Here is a 14,923-nt window from a genome sequence, read left to right as displayed (position 1 = left end):
ACGGGCATGCTGAGGCGGTCCGACACCAAGGGCGTCCAGCGGGCGCAGGTGACGACGTTCGTCGTGGAGACCCCCGAGCCGGTGCCCTACCAGCTGGACGGGGACGCCGTCGGCGAGTGCAAGCGCTTCGAGGCGACGGTGATGCCCGGCGCGATCCGGATCATGGTGCCCTGAGGCCGGCCGGTCACGTTTCCGACCGAGGGATTCTTGGCACGTGCCACGATTCCCTCTGTCAGATTCCGGAGGTCAGGGGCGGTGCGGGCGGCCCAGAAGATCGTCCATCCAGTGCTCGGCGGCCTCGTACTCGGCGGCCGTGAAGCCGCGCGCGATCTTCGGCCGGACGCCGTCGGCACGGGGATAGCTGCCTAGGAAGGTCACCTCACGGCAGACGCGGTGCAGGCCCTTGAGCGTTCCCCGCATGCGGGGCTCCCCGATGTGGCCCTCGGCGTCGATGCTGAAGCAGTACTCCCCGTAGATCTTCTTCGTCGGCCGGCTCTCGATGCGGGTCAGGTTCACCCCGCGCATCGCGAACTGCTCGAGGATCTCGAGCAGCGCGCCCGAGCGGTCGGCGTGCATGTAGGCCACCAACGTCGTCTTGTCCGCTCCGGTCGGCTCGGGCGTCTCCCCCGGCTGCCGCACCAGCACGAAGCGGGTCACGGCGTCCGGGTTGTCGGCGATGTCGGACGCCGCCCGCTCCAGCCCGTACAAATCGGCCGCCACCTCGGCGCAGATCGCGGCGTCGTACCTGCTGTGCGGGTCGGCGACTTCCTCGGCCGCCGCCGCGGTCGAGCCGCCCTCGGTCACGTGGGCGAACGGCAGGTTCGCGGCCACCCAGTCCCGGGTCTGCGCGTACGCGTGCGGATGGGTGAGGACGCGGCGCACGCCGGCCAACTGCGTGCCCGGCCGGACGGCCAGCACGACCGACACGGGCATGATCACTTCCTGGGTGATGACCAGTGGACGCCCCGACGCCAGGTTGTCGAGCGTCGCGGTCACGCCGCCCTCGACGGAGTTCTCGATCGGCACGAGGCCCGCGGTCACCTCACCCGCACGCACGGCGTCCAGCACCTTCGGAACCGTCGAGAACGGGATGGCATCCTCCGCCGTGATGCGCCGCAGCGCCTGGTGGGTGAACGTCCCCGCGGGGCCGAAGTATCCGAGCACCGCTGCAGTCTACGGGCGGCCGCTGCGGGGCTAGGGTGCGTCCACGGGCTCGGGCTAGCGGCGCCCGGCCAACGCGCGCAGCCCCCCGGCCATGAAGGCCCGCGTGGGCCAGGACCGGGCTGTCGTCCAGAACCAGTGGACGATCGCCACCAGCACGAACCACTGCACTGCGGTGCAGAGCGTGTCGCGCACGATCGTGGAACCCAGGAAGAGCATCGGGTCGCTGAAGCCCACCGTCCGGCCCGTCACGTAGGCCACGCTCAGCGCTGCGCCGCGCAGGGTCATCAGCCAGTCGAGGCGGTTCGGCACCATGAGCGCCAGCGGCACCCACGCGATCAGGTCGTACCAGCTCAGCGTGTACGGCGACGTGACGAGCCACGCGGTGCACAGAATCACCGCCGTCCGCAGCGCGATCGTCAGAGGGTCGGCCTCCGCCGGCACCGTGGCGCCGGGCGCCGGCGCCCACGGCAGCACCCGCGACAGCATCCAGCCGACGACGAGCATTCCGAGCCAGCCCACCAGGCCGGTCACCTGCCGGGCGATCCCATCCCCCACGACCCATGCGAGCACTTGCCAGAACCAGGGGGCCCACGAGCCACCCGAGATGTAGCCGGTGTTCCGGCTGGCCGCGAACAACGCCTGGGGCGCGAAAAGTCCGTAGAGGACACCGATGGGGATCACCGCCCCGATACACAACCACAGCACCTTGCGCCAGTCGTGGCGGTAACCCCAGACGAGCGCGATGCCGTAGAACACCAGCGACACTTTCACCGCCCCGGCGAGGCCGATGAACACGCCCGCCGCGAGGGCCGACCGCCGCACGAAGAAGAGCGACAACACGGCGAACACCAAGGTCAGCGCCTCGTTGTGCGCCCCGGCGACGACGGCCCAGATGAGGAGGGGGTTGAGGATCGTGAACAGCACCGACCGCGTCTGCACCGCCGGGTTGCCGTGGGCCAACTTGATCATCACCGCGCAGATCACGAGGAAAGGCAGCGTGTTCAGCAGTTGCAGCCAGAAGACGATGTCGTGCATCGACTCGCCACCCAGCATGTTGGCCAGCCATTGGGACGCCGACGCGATCGGCCCGTACACGCTCGGGGTGTCCCGCCAGGGGCGTTCGGTCCAGATGAGGACCGGGTCGTAGGCCTGCCGGAAGATCTCGGCGGGGGTGATCTCGTACGGGTTGAAGCCTTGGCGCTGGAGGCGGCCGTAGGCGGCGTACATCAGCACGTCGGCGCTGGTCAACGGCGGCACCATCGCCGTGCCCGCGGTGATCCCGACGCCCAGGTAGAACAGCTTGTGGATGGGGGGCCGCCAGCCCAGTTCGATGGCCCGCCACGCGACGATGAGCCCCACCGCGCCGAGGGCGATCCCGATCCACAGCGCCGGAACGACCACCCACTCCGACAGCGGCAGCCCGATCCGTTTCCCCACATCCTCCGGGATGAAGTAGGGCGGCAGCAGGCTCCCGTTCGCGGGTCCCACGTTCAAGGTGACCGTCGACGGGCCGAGGAAGGCGACCACGATCGTCGTCAGACAGCTCGCCACGATGAGGCCGAGGCCGAGGCGTCCGTCGTAGGTCCAGGGCCGCTCGCCGAAGTGCCGGAACCGCTCCACGACGGAGTCGACGATCACGAGTTCCCTCCTGGCTTCTCGGCTGGGCACCCCACAGGCTACCGACGCAAGCTGTCCTCGGGACCCCCGTTGCGTGCCGAGGACAGGTCACGATTCAGCCACGCAGCCGCCGGGCGAGTCGGTCGGCGCCCTGCCGCCTGCTCCGCAGCCAGGTGCGGAGGAGCTTGCCGCGGCGTCCCCGCGTCGACGCGCAGGCGAGGACGACGGCGTCCCACCAGCGGTCGTACTGGCTGACGAGGGAAGGCGCGAGCATCTGTGGCCGGTCGAGTGGCGCCACCCAGGACGACCGGATCGTGGGCCCTGCTCGTAGGTCCGCCAGCATGATGGGTTCCTGGTCGACGCCCACGCGGGCGTAGGCCCCGGCGATCCGGACGCGGTCGTACTCGTCGGCCGCCACCCCGACCGACCCGAGCGCGCCGGCGAGCGCGAAGATCACCGGGTGGTAGCGCGAGCTGACGACGCCGCTGCACGTCGCCGTGAGCGCAGCCGTCTCCAGGGCGGACGCGATGGGCGCGAGTTCGTGCGGCGCGCGCAGGTGGGCGGCGATCTCGGCGTGGAAGGCCTCGTCGCCGTCTCCGATGCCCGGCGTCGCGAGGTGGGGCAGGAACAGGACGGGGGCTCCGACCCGGTGCGAGGCCGCGTCCAACAGGCGCGCATAGGCGCGGGCGGACGCCCCCCGCTCCGCCGGGTCGTCGGGGGCGGCGAAGGTGGCAGCGAGCGGGGGCCGGTCGAGGACCGGGCGCGCCCAGCCGGGCGGTGGCGCGAGTTCGCCGGCGTCGTCGAGACAGGGGCGCAGGCCTTCGTGCTTCCCGGCGAGCTCGCGGGCGAGGGCGAGCGAGTGGTCCTCGCGGAGGCCGACGAGCGTGGCCTCGCCGAGGAGGCCGGCGAGGGTGACGCGGTCGGCGTCCGACAGGTCGGGGCCGAACGTCTGGCCGCCCAGGACGACCTGCTTGCCCAGCGCCGTGGCGAGGTGCGCCAGGGCGGCCCGCTCGGTGAGGAGGCGACCGTGACGCGAGTTCATCGCCCCGCCGCCGGCGACGAAGAGCGCGTCGACACCGCGCAGCTTCTCCATGACCCCGTGAACCCGGTCGCCGGCCGGGAAGGCGCCCCGGTCCCCCGCCGCGAATGCGGCCACCGCGTCGAGGTAGCGCTCGCGCGCCGCGGGCTCGTCGGGCACCGCGAGGGTGAGCGCGGCGTCAACGCCGGCGTGGGCACGGCGCGTGCGGGCGACATCGTGGGTGAACAGGAGGACGTCGGTGACGCCGCGCTTGGCGAACTGGGCGACCGCCGCGTGGGTCACCGCCTCGTCGCCGACGTGATAGGCCGGCCGGCCGATGTCCCCGTGGATCGCGACGCGCATGCCCGGCTACTTCAGCAGCTTCGACAGGCGCCGGTCGGCGAGCAGCTTGCCGCCGGTCTGGCAGCCCGGACAGTAGTTGAGGAAGCTGTCGGCGAAGCTGACCTCGGCGATCGGCGTCCCGCAGGTGGCGCACGGCTCGCCCTTCTTGCCGTGGACGCGCAGGTGCGTCCGCTTGCCGTCCTTGAGTTCGGCGGGTGGGCGGCCGACGGCGCGGGCGATGGCGTCGGTCAGCTCGCCGCGGACGGCGGTGTACAGGGCGCCGACCTCGGCGTCGGTGAGCGAGCCGGCTAGTTTGAACGGGCTGAGGCGAGCAGCCTGGAGGATCTCGTCGGAGTAGGCGTTGCCGATGCCCGCGAACACGCCCTGCTCCTTGAGAAGCCCCTTGAGTTGCGTGCGGCCGCGCTCGGCGAGGATGGCGGCGAAGGCGTCCGGGGTGAAGTCGTCGGCCAGCGGATCGGGGCCCAGCCGGGCGATGCCGGGCACGTCGCCGAGATCGTCGGTGACGTAGAGGGCAAGGTGCTTCTGGGTGCCCGCCTCGGTGAGGTCGAACCCGACCGCACCGGCGGCGTCCGTCTCGGCGACGAGCCGGAACGCGAGCGGACCCTTGCCGGGCCTGGCCGGCGTGGCGGGCGGGTTGTCGTACCAGCGCAGCCAGCCGGCCCGGGCGAGGTGGAACGCCAGCCAGGTCCCCCCGGCATCGAGGCACAGGAACTTGCCGCGGCGCTCCACGCGGTCGATCTCGAGCCCGAGAAGGGCGGACAGGGGCGTGGCGAAGGTCTTCAGCGCGCTGAACGCCGCCAGTTCGGCGCGGACGACCGTCGCGCCGGTGAGGCGCTCGGCGAGGAAGCTGCGCAACGCCTCCACCTCGGGCATCTCGGGCATGGAGGCAGCCTAACCGCTGGCCGGGGCGTCCCACCGCGGTGCGGGCAGGTCGAGGGCCTCGGACAGGAGGCGCAGGTAGTCGACGCGGTCGATCTCGACGGCGCCGAGGCTCGCGAGGTGCGGGGTGACCCACTGGACGTCGATCAGCCGCCCTTCGACGCCGTCGTCCAGGAGGCGGCAGAGGGCGAGCAGGGCGACCTTGGAGGCGTCGCGGCCGATCTCCGGGTCGTGGAACATCGACTCCCCGGCGAACAGGCCCGCGAAGCTGACGCCGTACAGGCCGCCGGCGAGCGCGCCGGCGGGCGTCCACACCTCGACCGAGTGGGCGATGCCGAGTTCGTGGAGGCGGGTGTAGGCGCCGACAATGCGTTCGTCGATCCACCCCGACGGACGCCGCGGGTCGGCACAGCTGGCCAGCACGTCGCCGAACGCGGCATCGACGGTGACGTGGTACCTCTTCGCCGACTGGCGCAGCGAGCGAGTGACGCGCAGGTCGTCGACGGGCAGGATGCCGCGGTGCACGGGCGACCACCAGCCCATGGCGTCGCGGCCCAGCCCGGCCCCGTCGAGGGGCATCGGGAAGACGCCGGCGAGATAGCCCTCCGCGACGAGATCGGTGTCGAACTCGGTGGAGACCGCGACGAGGTCCTGGTCCGGCCACGTGGCCGGCGGCCCGAAGACGCCCGACAACCTCATGCGCGCAGTCTGGCACGCCCCGCCGGTCGAACGTGCCGCTGCTCGGGCTCGCCGCGAACGGGCCACGTCAGGGAACGCTGAGGGTTCACCCGTTGGGCCGGGGCGGGCGGGCACCGTAGCCTTGGGGCATGGCAGGCGAGGACAACGACGGCAAGACGCTCGTGCAGCGCGCGCCCGAGGTCGCCGGCAACGTCTTGCGGCAGTTGCTCGAGACTGCGATCAACGGGGCCGGCATCGTGCCGGGGGCGAAGGCCACCGCCGCGGGCCACCTCGTGCGGCGCAACGGCGTCGAGGACGCCATCGACTCCCTCATCCGTAGCCACGTCGCGTTGGCCGCCGGCCAGGGCGTGGCGACGAACATCGGCGGCCTGGCGACGCTCGCTGTGGCGCTGCCGGCCAACATCGCTGGGGTCGCGGTGCTGCAGATCAGGCTCGTCGCGTCCATCGCCCATCTGCGCGGCTACGACATCGACTCGCGGTGTGTCCGCACGGCGCTCGTCCTGAGCCTGCTCGGCAACGAGGGCACGCGCCGGTTGATGGAAGCCGACGTGGTGCCAGCTCCCCCGCTCACGGTTGCGACCGCGCCGGTCTTCGACGCGTCGCTCGACAAGGTCATCGCCGAGCGCGTGTTCGCCGAGCTGGCGTCCCGCATCGGCGGACGGCACGCCGCGGTGCTCGTCGCACGTCGCATCCCGCTGATCGGTGGCGGTGTGGGCGGCGCGCTCGACGCGCTGAGCACGCTGAGCGTCGGCAACTACGCACGCGAGCAGTTCGTCACCCGCCGCCGGCTGACGCAGAGCTGAGCGCCCGGGCGTCGGCCCCTCAGTCCGGACGCCGCAGGTCGAAGCGGTGTGTTTCGTCAATCCCGTAGTAGGCCGTCGGGCCACCGGCACGCAGCACCGGCTGGGCTGCCGCCGTGTGATAGACCCCGTCGGCGAGCAGCGCGTCGTCGATGTGCACTGCGACCACCTGGCCGATCGTCAGAAACGCCCCGGCGGGCGCACCGGCGGCGTCCACGAGTGCTACCTGCTGCGTGACACGGCACTCGAAGCTCACCCGGGCCGCGGCGACGCGTGGCGCCGCGACCTCGAGGGACGCCGCCGCCTCCAGCCCGGCGGCATCGAACTCGTCGACGTCGCGCGTCGTGGAGGTCGCGTTCATGACCTCCGCGAGCTCACGGCTGACGAGATTCCAGGTGAACTCGCCGGTCGCCGCGCAGTTCGCGGCCGAGTGCTTCCAGCCCATCGAGGAGAAGCCGATGAGCGGCGGCGCATCGCTGAGGGCGGTGAAGTAGGAGTACGGGGCGAGGTTGCGGCGCCCGTCCGGGGCCAGGGTGCCGATCCAACCGATGGAGCGTGGTGCGACGATGGCCTTGAACGGGTCGTGGGCGAGCCCGTGACCCTCGGCGGGCCGATAGGTATATACCCCCATGGGTATCAGTCTGCCACGACTCCGCGCACCAAGTAGCCCAACCAGGCGGCCTCCCCCGCAACCTCCTGGGCCTCGTTCGCATCCCGTTCGCCGATGTCGGTGTTGACCCAGTACGTGCCGCCCTCACGGGCGAGGTAGCGGTAGTCGACCAGTTCGCGCCGCAGGAACGCCACGTCGTCGTGCGCGGTGCGCAGGATCGCGTTCACCTCACCCTCGGTGTAGCGCCGGCCGGTCTCGAAACGCCGCAGCAACTCGAGGAGCACGCTGACGCGCGCCTTCCGCTTCGCGGGGATGCTGCGGAGTCGCGGCCCGTCGAAGAAGATCCGGACGTGGCGCGCCCGCTCCGGGTCATCGACCGGGTCGGACGCCGCCGGCTCGTCCCCGATCCGGCCGAGCAGGGCCTCGTTGAGGCGGTAGAGGCGGCGCTGCCCGTCGGGCGTCACCGTGACGACCCCGGCCTCCACGAGACGTCCCATGTGGTGGCTGATCGTGGGGGCGGCCAGCTGGAGCGCCTCGGCGAGTTCACGCCCCGAGTGCGGACCCGCAGCCAGGAGGCCCAGGATGCGCAGCCGCGTGGCGTCGGCGATCGTCTTGAGCAGCGCGACACGCTCTTCGATGTTCATCGAAATAAGATTAGATGTCTTTCTAATCTTCGGCAACACTGCGGCGCCCGGACTGTTACGTGAGGACAGGGTGCTCGAGGTCGGTGTTGTCGAGGATCCACGTCGCGGCGGCCGCAGGGTCGGCCTCGGCGAGGTACAGGCGCTGGCCACCGACGTAGCGGAGGTTGGCTGCGGCGTCCGGGTCGGGGTCGAGCCCGGGGAAGCGCGCGTTCCCTCGAGGCACGGAGACGGCGAAGGGCACATCGAGCCAGACCGAGCCGTCCCAGAGCCCGACCAACTCCGGGCGGTGCAGGAAGATGCCGTCGACGACGACGACCGCGTCGGAGGGCAGGCGAGCTCGGCGGGTTCGACCGGGGCGTCCGCGACGACGTCCCACACGGCAGGCACGACCGGCCGCCCGGACCGGACGCGATCCACCACCAGCTCGCGGAACGCGTCGTAGCGGTAGGAACCGTGGTAGAACCCCTCGGGGCCACCTCCCGCGGCCATCCGCTCGGCGCGGGACCTGTGGAATCCGTCGATGCTCACGTTCACGACGGGCCGGCCGGCGCACTCGGACGCAAGCGCGACCAGTTCGCTGGCCAAGTGCGACTTCCCGGCCCCGTCCACGCCGTCAACGGCGACCAGCGCACGCTCTCCGGGTCGGACCGCCCTGATGCGCGCGAGCAGGTCCGTGACGACCGCCGTGCGCGTCGCGCCGACGGCGGGGTCGTTGAGCCGCGCGAACTCGTCGGCCCACCCGGGCTGCCCGGGGACGACGTCGATCGGCACCACCCAAGCGTCGCACGGCGGCGACTCCTGCGGCACACCGAGCCGCGGGAGAGACGGGAACGGCGACATCGCAGTTACCTGGCGTTGCCGTCCGTTCACGCCGTCCGGACCTCACCCGTCCCGGCTGGGCGCCGGTCACCGCGGCTGCGTTGCTCCGGCGTATGCGCGACCCACGCGCGCACCCACGAGGCAGGTGACCTCGTACGTGATCGTGCCCATGAGGTCGGCGAGCTCTTGGGCGGTGATCTCCTCGTCGCCCTGACGGCCGAGGAGGACGACCTCGTCGCCCACGGCCGCGGCCGCGTCGGGGCCGAGATCGACCATCGCCTGGTCCATGCAGATGCGGCCGACGATCGGGCACGACCGGCCACCGACCAGCACGCGGCCCCGGTTGGAGAGCAGCCGGTTGTAGCCGTCCGCATAGCCCACCGGGATCGTGGCGACGATGGTGTCGGACGCCGCCCGCCACGTCCGCCCGTAGCCGACGGTCTCACCGGCGGGGACCGATTTGGTGAACAGCACCTGGGTCGTCCAGCGCAGGGCGGGCCGGAGGGCGACGGTGGGTTCTGAGGTCGGGTCGGGCAGGTTGCCGTAGACCATCACGCCCGGCCGCACCAGGTCGAACCAGGCGTCGGGATGCATCAGCACGGCGCCCGAGTTTGCCAAGTGCGCCAGCTCGACCGGTCCGCGGGCGGCGGCCACGGCGTCCCTCACCGCCGAGAAGCGGGCGATCTGCGCCTCGGTGAACGCGCGTCCGTCTTCGGTGTCGGAGACCGGCAGGTGGGAGAACAGTCCGCGCAGGTGCAGGCCGGCGGCGTCCGCGCGGGCGGCGAGACCGGGCGCCACGGCCGGTTCGCAGCCGATGCGACGCATGCCGGTGTCGACCTTGAGGTGCACCTCCGCCGCCACGCCGACCCGTCGCGCCGCCGCGGCGACCTGATCGATGGTCGCGGCGTCGACGACCGGCAGGTCGATGCCGGCCCCGACGCACGCCTCCACGTCGGCGTCCTCGATGGCAGGACTGAACTTGAGAATAGGCAGACCGACACCCGCCTGCCGCAGCGCCAGCGCCTCCTCGACGGTGGCCACGCCGAGCCAGTCGGCCACGCCGGTCGCCTCGATCATGCGCGCCACCGGCACCGCGCCGTGCCCGTAGGCGTTCGCCTTGACGGCGGCGAGCACCTTCCGCCCACCGACGCGCGCGCGGATGCCGGACAGGTTGGCGTGAACCGCGGCCAGGTCGGTGGTCGCGACCGTCGGGTTGGTCACCTCAGCCTTCGTCGGTGCCGGACGACGGCGTCGTGGCCCGCTCGGCGATCTCACCCGCATGGTCGGCGGCCCGGACGACCGCCAGGACGCCCTCGGTCACGAGCCGGACGAGACCGATCCCGACGAGCGCCGGGAGCCAGCCGAACGCGAACCGGAAGAACATCGATGCGCCCCCCAGGTACTCGAGCGCGCCGAACAGCCCGGCCGACCAGAGCAGCCACCACGCACCGAAGCACACCACCGCGAAGATGTTCACGATCTTGGCGATGCGCGGCGCGACGTCGGTCCGGGTGAAGGAGAAGTCGAACAGTGCGCCGAAGGCGCCCGGCTGCTTCACAGGCTTCTGCGGGTAGGGCTGCCCGCCGTACGCCGGCTGGCCGTACCCGCCGGGCTGGGGCTGGTAGCCGGGCGGGAAGCCCCCCGCCGGCGGTCCGTACGGCGCCGAGGACGCGCTCGACGGATACCCCGCCGACGCGCCGCTCGCCGCATACGGCTGCTGGGCCGGCGGCGCGTACGGATTCATCGGCGGCTGCTGCGGCTGAGCGCCATAGGCGGCGTACGGGTTCTGCGGGGGCGCTGGGCTCGGTGGCACGGGCGCGGGCGGCGCCTCGGATGCGTCAGCCCGGGGGGCGTCGGCCACGGGCGCCTGGATGGCCGTCGCCTCGGGATCGGACGGCAGTTCGGCGGTGGGCTCGTCGCCGAACGGGAGGTCGGAGCGCGGGCGCGTCGCCCACGGGTCCGGCTCGGGCTCGGGCTGGCTCGGCTGCCACGGATTCGGGGTCTGAGACATGACGTCCATTAGACCAGAGGTCCCCGACAGCCTCGGCGAGCGCTCAGAACATCAGCGCCAGGCTGGGGTCCTCGAGGATGGTGGCCACGTCGGCGAGGAAGCGGGACGCCTGCTCACCGTCCAGCACCCGGTGGTCGATCGAGAGCGTCAGCTTCGCCACCGACCGCACCACGATCCGCTCGTCCTCCCCCTCGCCGATCACCCACGGGCGCCGGTTGAACGTGCCCAGCAGCAGGATCGCCGACTCGCCCTGGTTGAGGATCGGCGTGCCTCCCTCCACCCCGAACACACCGACGTTCGTGATCGTGAACGTGCCGTTGGCGGCGTCCGCGGGCGTGATCTTGCCCTCGCGCACCTTCGCGACCAGATCGTTGAGCGCCTGAGCGAGCGCGACGAGGTTGAGTTCGTTGGCCCGCTTGATGTTGGGCACGACTAGGCCGCGCTGCGTGGCGGCCGCGATGCCGAGGTTGACGTCGGGGTTGACGACGATCTCGCCGCGCTCCAGGTCGAGGCTGGAGTTCACCTCGGGATGGCGCTGCATGGCGAGGCACACCGCCTTCGCGAGCACGAGGATGGGCGAGATGCGCATGCCGGCGAACTCACGGCGGCCCTTGAGCTGCTCGATGAGTTCGACCGTGTGCGTGACGTCGACGTCCATCCACACGGACGCCTGCGGGATCTGCAGCGATGCCGTCATCGACGAGACCATCTGCCGCCGGACACCGCGCAGCGGGATGCGGGTGACGCCGCGGCGTCCACCCGCCTCGCCGGCGGCCGCCTGCGCGACGTCGGTGGGCGTGATGCTGCCGTTGCTGCCCGTGCCCGCCACGTGGTGCAGGTCGACGCCGAGGTCGCGGGCCAGCCGGCGGACGGCGGGCTTGGCGAGGGGGCGTCCGACCGGATCGGTGGCCACCTCGGCGCCCGGCTGCCGGCCCTCGGAAGGACGCGGCAGCGGCGGGTCGGCCGGCTCGTCGTCGATGGGGCTCGTGTAGTAGACCTCGTCGACCTTGTGGCCAGGCGTCTCGTCGAGCGAGTACGACTCGTTGACCTGCTCCGCCTGTGGCCCGGTCTGCGTCGCTGCAGCGCCGCCCTTGCGCGGACGCCGCGACACCGCTCCCCCCTGCGCGCCGTAGCCGACGAGCATCGACCCCGAGCCACCCTCGCCGGCCGGGCCGCTGGGCGAAGCTGCCGACACCTCGCTGTCCGGACCGGTGGGTACGGGTGCTCCGTCGGCGTCCTGAAGCTCGCCGGAGACCGCGTCCTCGACGGGATCGCCGGCCGGCGAGTCCGCCGCAGCGGCGGGGTGCGACTCGCCCGGTTCGAGGATGGTCATGATGACCGACCCGACATCGACCATGTCCCCCTCGGCGCAGCGCAACTCGCCCACGACGCCGTCGAACGGGCTGGGCAGCTCGACGATGGACTTCGCGGTCTCCACCTCGACGACGACGTCGTTGACCTTCACGGTGTCGCCGGGCGCGACGTGCCAGGCGACGATCTCGGCCTCCTGCAGGCCCTCGCCGGGGTCGGTCAGTTTCATCTCGAACATCGTCGGCTCCTAGTGGGCGAGGCTGCGGTCGACCGCGTCGAGGATGCGGTCGAGATCGGGCAGATAGGCGTGCTCGGTCTTGCTGGGAGGGTACGGCAGGTCGTAGCCGGTGACGCGGAGGACCGGCGCCTCGAGGGAGTAGAAGCAGTGTTCCTGCACGCGGGCGGCGATCTCGGCACCCAGGCCGCCGCTGCGGACGGCCTCGTGAACGACGATGGCGCGGCCGGTCCGCTCCACGGAGGCGACGATCGTCCTCTCGTCGAGGGGCGCGAGGCTGCGCAGGTCGATCACTTCCACGCTGCGGCCCTCGGCGGACGCCGCGAGTGCGGCCTCCACACAGGTCTTCACCATGGGCCCATAGGTCAGCAGCGTGACGTCGTCGCCCGCGAGGACGGTTCGGGCGGCGTCCAGGCGCAGCGGCGGCTCGGAGAGGTCGACCTCACCTTTCTCGTGATAGCGCCGTTTGGGTTCGAAGAAGACGACGGGGTCGTCGGAAGCGATGGCCTGCTGGATCATCCAGTAGGCGTCCAGCGGGGTGGACGGGCTGACGACGACGAGGCCGGGCGTGTGGGCGAAGTAGGCCTCGGGCGACTCGGAGTGGTGCTCGATCGCGCCGATGCCGCCGCCGTAGGGAATCCGGATGACCATCGGTGCGCCGAGGCGTCCCATCGACCGGAACCGCATCCGCGAGACCTGGGACACGATCTGGTCGAAGGCGGGGTAGACGAAGCCGTCGAACTGGATCTCGACGACGGGCCGGTAGCCGCGCAGCGCCAGCCCGAGCGCGGTGCCGACGATGCCCGACTCGGCCAGCGGTGAATCGATGACGCGCTCGGGGCCGAAGTCGCGCTGCAGGTGTTCCGTGATGCGGAAGACGCCGCCGAGCTTGCCGATGTCCTCGCCGGCCAGCAGCACCTTCGAGTCGGCCTCGAGCGCGCGCCGCAGTCCGGCGTTGAGAGCCTTGGCCATCGTCATGGTCTCGGTCATCGCTCCACCTCCTCGAAGGACGCCTCGTAGGCCAGGTAGGCGTCGCGCTGGGCGACGAGCGCGTCGGGGAGTTGGGCGTAGGTGAGCGCCCAGTAGTCCTCGAGCTTCGGGTTCGCCAAGGCGAGGCAGCCCTCGCGAATCCGGACGCCGAGGGCGTCCGCCTCTGCCTCGAGCTCCGCGAGCCAGGCCTCGTCGATGGCGTCGCGGGCGAGGAGATACATCTGCAGGCGCAGGAGGGGATCCTTGGCGCGCCAGGCGTCCTCCTCGTCGCGGTGGCGGTACTTGGTGGGGTCGTCGGAGGTGGTGTGCGCGCCCAGCCGGTAGGTGAACGCCTCGATGAACGTGGGCCCCTCGCCGCGGCGGGCGCGGTCGAGCGCCCACTCGGTGACGGCCTGGACGGCGAGGACGTCGTTGCCGTCCACGCGGACCGCGGGGATGCCGAAGCCGCTGGCGCGCCGGTAGAGCGGGATGCGCGACTGGAGCTCGATCGGCTCGGAGATGGCCCACTGGTTGTTCTGGACGAAGAACACCGTCGGCGTCTGGTAGCTGGCCGCGAAGACGAGCGCTTCGTTGACGTCGCCCTGGCTGGTGGCGCCGTCGCCGAAGTAGACGATGAGCGCACCGTTGGCGTCCGGGTCCTCGTTGCCCACCAGGCCGTCGCGTTGCATGCCCATGGCGTAGCCGACCGCATGCAGGGCCTGGGTGCCGATGACGAAGGAGTAGAGGTGGAAACGGAGGGCGCGGGAGTCCCAGTCGACCATCGTCGAGCCACGGAAGGTGCCGAGCATGGCGACAGGATCGACGCCCATCATCATCGCCACCGCGTGTTCGCGATAGCTCGGGATCACCTCGTCGCGGGGGCCTACAGCCGCTCCGGAGCCGACTTGGGCGGCCTCCTGCCCGAGCAGGGGCACCCACAGGCCGAGTTCGCCCTTGCGCTGCAGGGCTGTCGCCTCCGCGTCGAACCGACGCGCAAGGGTCATGGTGCGGAGGTGCTCGACGAGGGTGGCGTCGTCGTGGGTCCAGGCGAACCGGGGGTGCTCGACCCGCTGGCCGTCGGGGTCGAGGAGTTGGACGAGCTCGGCGTCGTCGCTGGCGTTGTCGTGCGGCGTGGTGTCCATCATGGAGAAGCTTATAGTTACGGAACCGTAGGTTTCTAGTCCGGTTGGCAACCGCTCTGCCCGCCCCGCCCCGCCGCCGCGCCGAGCCGATCCCCCTGCCGACGAGAGTCGCCCCGCCGCCCCGCGCCGCCGAGCCCCGCCCCGCCGCGCGTCGACCCGCCGTGCGCCGACCCGCCGAGTGCCCCCTTCTGTGCGCCGATCGCCCCGGACTGAGCGCGTCCCGAGACCCTCGTGATCGTTTCACCGTCCCGGGAGTGGACTCATTCTCGGATTCGGGTGTGTGTTCACGCCCGCATCCGAGAATGAGCCCACTCCGGCCCCGGGGCCTTGACCCTTTCCCTCGCAGTCCCTCGTGGTCGACGGCGACCAACGCCGCCCCGCTCGGTCCCCGCTCGGTCCGGGCTCGGGGCGAGACTCACCGGCGCCCACCCCGTCACCTTGGTGGCGACCTCGCCGGGACCGGGACGATCGGGCCGCGCGGGTGCCGTGCCGGGCACGCGCGGGGTGTGACTCCTGATCGTGTCGTTTGAGTGGTTGGCCTTGTCACGTTCCTAGTCTGGGATACGTAGTTACCCAGAGTTGGAGGAGGGATGATGGTGGTCGTGTTCGAGCAGTGGAGTGCCGCCGAGTTGGACGCCGAGC

The 14,923-nt window shown here is 71.7% G+C and carries 14 protein-coding genes; 1 reads left to right on the top strand and 13 read right to left on the bottom strand.

All coding sequences use genetic code 11. The features are described from left to right. Positions 1–246: 246 nt before the first annotated feature. From pheA to aat, 5 genes are all read right to left on the bottom strand, one after another. The gene (pheA, locus tag Q1K57_RS11110) at positions 247–1,164 is read right to left on the bottom strand and encodes a prephenate dehydratase (RefSeq protein WP_300082447.1); all 918 of its coding nucleotides are present in this window, start codon (positions 1,162–1,164) and stop codon (positions 247–249) included. Positions 1,165–1,218: 54 nt separating this feature from the next. Beyond that, on the bottom strand, positions 1,219–2,802 hold the full coding sequence (locus Q1K57_RS11105) for a hypothetical protein (RefSeq protein WP_300082444.1): 1,584 nt from the start codon (positions 2,800–2,802) through the stop codon (positions 1,219–1,221). Positions 2,803–2,896: 94 nt separating this feature from the next. Next, on the bottom strand, positions 2,897–4,162 hold the full coding sequence (locus Q1K57_RS11100; RefSeq protein ID WP_300082441.1) for a polysaccharide pyruvyl transferase family protein: 1,266 nt from the start codon (positions 4,160–4,162) through the stop codon (positions 2,897–2,899). A 6-nt stretch (positions 4,163–4,168) separates the two neighbouring features. Continuing rightward, the gene (locus Q1K57_RS11095; RefSeq protein WP_300082438.1) at positions 4,169–5,044 is read right to left on the bottom strand and encodes a DNA-formamidopyrimidine glycosylase family protein; all 876 of its coding nucleotides are present in this window, start codon (positions 5,042–5,044) and stop codon (positions 4,169–4,171) included. Positions 5,045–5,053: 9 nt separating this feature from the next. Then, positions 5,054–5,740, bottom strand: coding sequence for a leucyl/phenylalanyl-tRNA--protein transferase (aat, locus tag Q1K57_RS11090; RefSeq protein ID WP_300082435.1), 687 nt, complete (start codon positions 5,738–5,740; stop codon positions 5,054–5,056). Between the two features lie 128 nt (positions 5,741–5,868). Between aat and Q1K57_RS11085 the strand changes: the two genes are divergently transcribed. After that, positions 5,869–6,543, top strand: a complete 675-nt coding sequence (locus tag Q1K57_RS11085; protein WP_300082432.1) for an EcsC family protein — start codon at positions 5,869–5,871, stop codon at positions 6,541–6,543. Positions 6,544–6,562: 19 nt separating this feature from the next. Here the strand turns inward: Q1K57_RS11085 and Q1K57_RS11080 are convergent, their stop codons facing one another. The 8 genes from Q1K57_RS11080 to pdhA form a co-directional block, all read right to left on the bottom strand. Continuing rightward, a complete protein-coding gene (locus Q1K57_RS11080; RefSeq protein WP_300082428.1) occupies positions 6,563–7,171 on the bottom strand; it encodes a flavin reductase family protein in 609 nt (202 codons plus the stop codon). A gap of 5 nt (positions 7,172–7,176) precedes the next feature. Continuing rightward, the gene (locus Q1K57_RS11075; RefSeq protein WP_300082425.1) at positions 7,177–7,794 is read right to left on the bottom strand and encodes a metalloregulator ArsR/SmtB family transcription factor; all 618 of its coding nucleotides are present in this window, start codon (positions 7,792–7,794) and stop codon (positions 7,177–7,179) included. A gap of 55 nt (positions 7,795–7,849) precedes the next feature. Beyond that, positions 7,850–8,170: a hypothetical protein gene (locus tag Q1K57_RS11070; protein ID WP_300082422.1), complete on the bottom strand. Its 321-nt coding sequence runs from the start codon at positions 8,168–8,170 to the stop codon at positions 7,850–7,852. A 530-nt stretch (positions 8,171–8,700) separates the two neighbouring features. Then, complete coding sequence (gene alr / locus Q1K57_RS11065) at positions 8,701–9,834, bottom strand: alanine racemase (protein ID WP_300082420.1); 1,134 nt, start codon at positions 9,832–9,834, stop codon at positions 8,701–8,703. 1 nt (position 9,835) lies between these two features. Next, on the bottom strand, positions 9,836–10,624 hold the full coding sequence (locus Q1K57_RS11060; RefSeq protein ID WP_300082417.1) for a DUF4282 domain-containing protein: 789 nt from the start codon (positions 10,622–10,624) through the stop codon (positions 9,836–9,838). A 43-nt stretch (positions 10,625–10,667) separates the two neighbouring features. Continuing rightward, positions 10,668–12,173 carry a 2-oxo acid dehydrogenase subunit E2 gene (locus Q1K57_RS11055; protein WP_300082414.1) on the bottom strand — a complete coding sequence of 502 codons (1,506 nt, stop codon included), beginning with the start codon at positions 12,171–12,173 and terminating at the stop codon, positions 10,668–10,670. A 9-nt stretch (positions 12,174–12,182) separates the two neighbouring features. Beyond that, positions 12,183–13,160 (bottom strand): alpha-ketoacid dehydrogenase subunit beta, encoded by a 978-nt coding sequence (locus Q1K57_RS11050; protein ID WP_300082411.1) that lies wholly within the window; start codon positions 13,158–13,160, stop codon positions 12,183–12,185. Beyond that, positions 13,157–14,284, bottom strand: a complete 1,128-nt coding sequence (gene pdhA / locus Q1K57_RS11045) for a pyruvate dehydrogenase (acetyl-transferring) E1 component subunit alpha (protein ID WP_300082408.1) — start codon at positions 14,282–14,284, stop codon at positions 13,157–13,159. The genes Q1K57_RS11050 and pdhA overlap by 4 nt, the downstream gene beginning before the upstream one ends. Positions 14,285–14,923 lie beyond the last annotated feature (639 nt).

It is taken from the genome of Propioniciclava sp., from assembly GCF_029977985.1.
GTDB lineage: Bacteria > Actinomycetota > Actinomycetes > Propionibacteriales > Propionibacteriaceae > Propioniciclava.
Note: the sequence above shows the minus strand (reverse complement) of the source record. Positions and strands in the feature narration are given on the sequence as shown.

What these genes read in the sequence shown, in the direction of transcription:
- Q1K57_RS11055 (WP_300082414.1), bottom strand. Translation starts at nt 12,173, where the DNA reads ATGTTCGAGATGAAACTGACCGACCCCGGCGAGGGCCTGCAGGAGGCC.
- Q1K57_RS11050 (WP_300082411.1), bottom strand. Translation starts at nt 13,160, where the DNA reads ATGACCGAGACCATGACGATGGCCAAGGCTCTCAACGCCGGACTGCGG.
- Q1K57_RS11085 (WP_300082432.1), top strand. Translation starts at nt 5,869, where the DNA reads ATGGCAGGCGAGGACAACGACGGCAAGACGCTCGTGCAGCGCGCGCCC.
- Q1K57_RS11095 (WP_300082438.1), bottom strand. Translation starts at nt 5,044, where the DNA reads ATGCCCGAGATGCCCGAGGTGGAGGCGTTGCGCAGCTTCCTCGCCGAG.
- pdhA (WP_300082408.1), bottom strand. Translation starts at nt 14,284, where the DNA reads ATGATGGACACCACGCCGCACGACAACGCCAGCGACGACGCCGAGCTC.
- aat (WP_300082435.1), bottom strand. Translation starts at nt 5,740, where the DNA reads ATGAGGTTGTCGGGCGTCTTCGGGCCGCCGGCCACGTGGCCGGACCAG.
- Q1K57_RS11100 (WP_300082441.1), bottom strand. Translation starts at nt 4,162, where the DNA reads ATGCGCGTCGCGATCCACGGGGACATCGGCCGGCCGGCCTATCACGTC.
- Q1K57_RS11080 (WP_300082428.1), bottom strand. Translation starts at nt 7,171, where the DNA reads ATGGGGGTATATACCTATCGGCCCGCCGAGGGTCACGGGCTCGCCCAC.
- Q1K57_RS11075 (WP_300082425.1), bottom strand. Translation starts at nt 7,794, where the DNA reads ATGAACATCGAAGAGCGTGTCGCGCTGCTCAAGACGATCGCCGACGCC.
- Q1K57_RS11060 (WP_300082417.1), bottom strand. Translation starts at nt 10,624, where the DNA reads ATGTCTCAGACCCCGAATCCGTGGCAGCCGAGCCAGCCCGAGCCCGAG.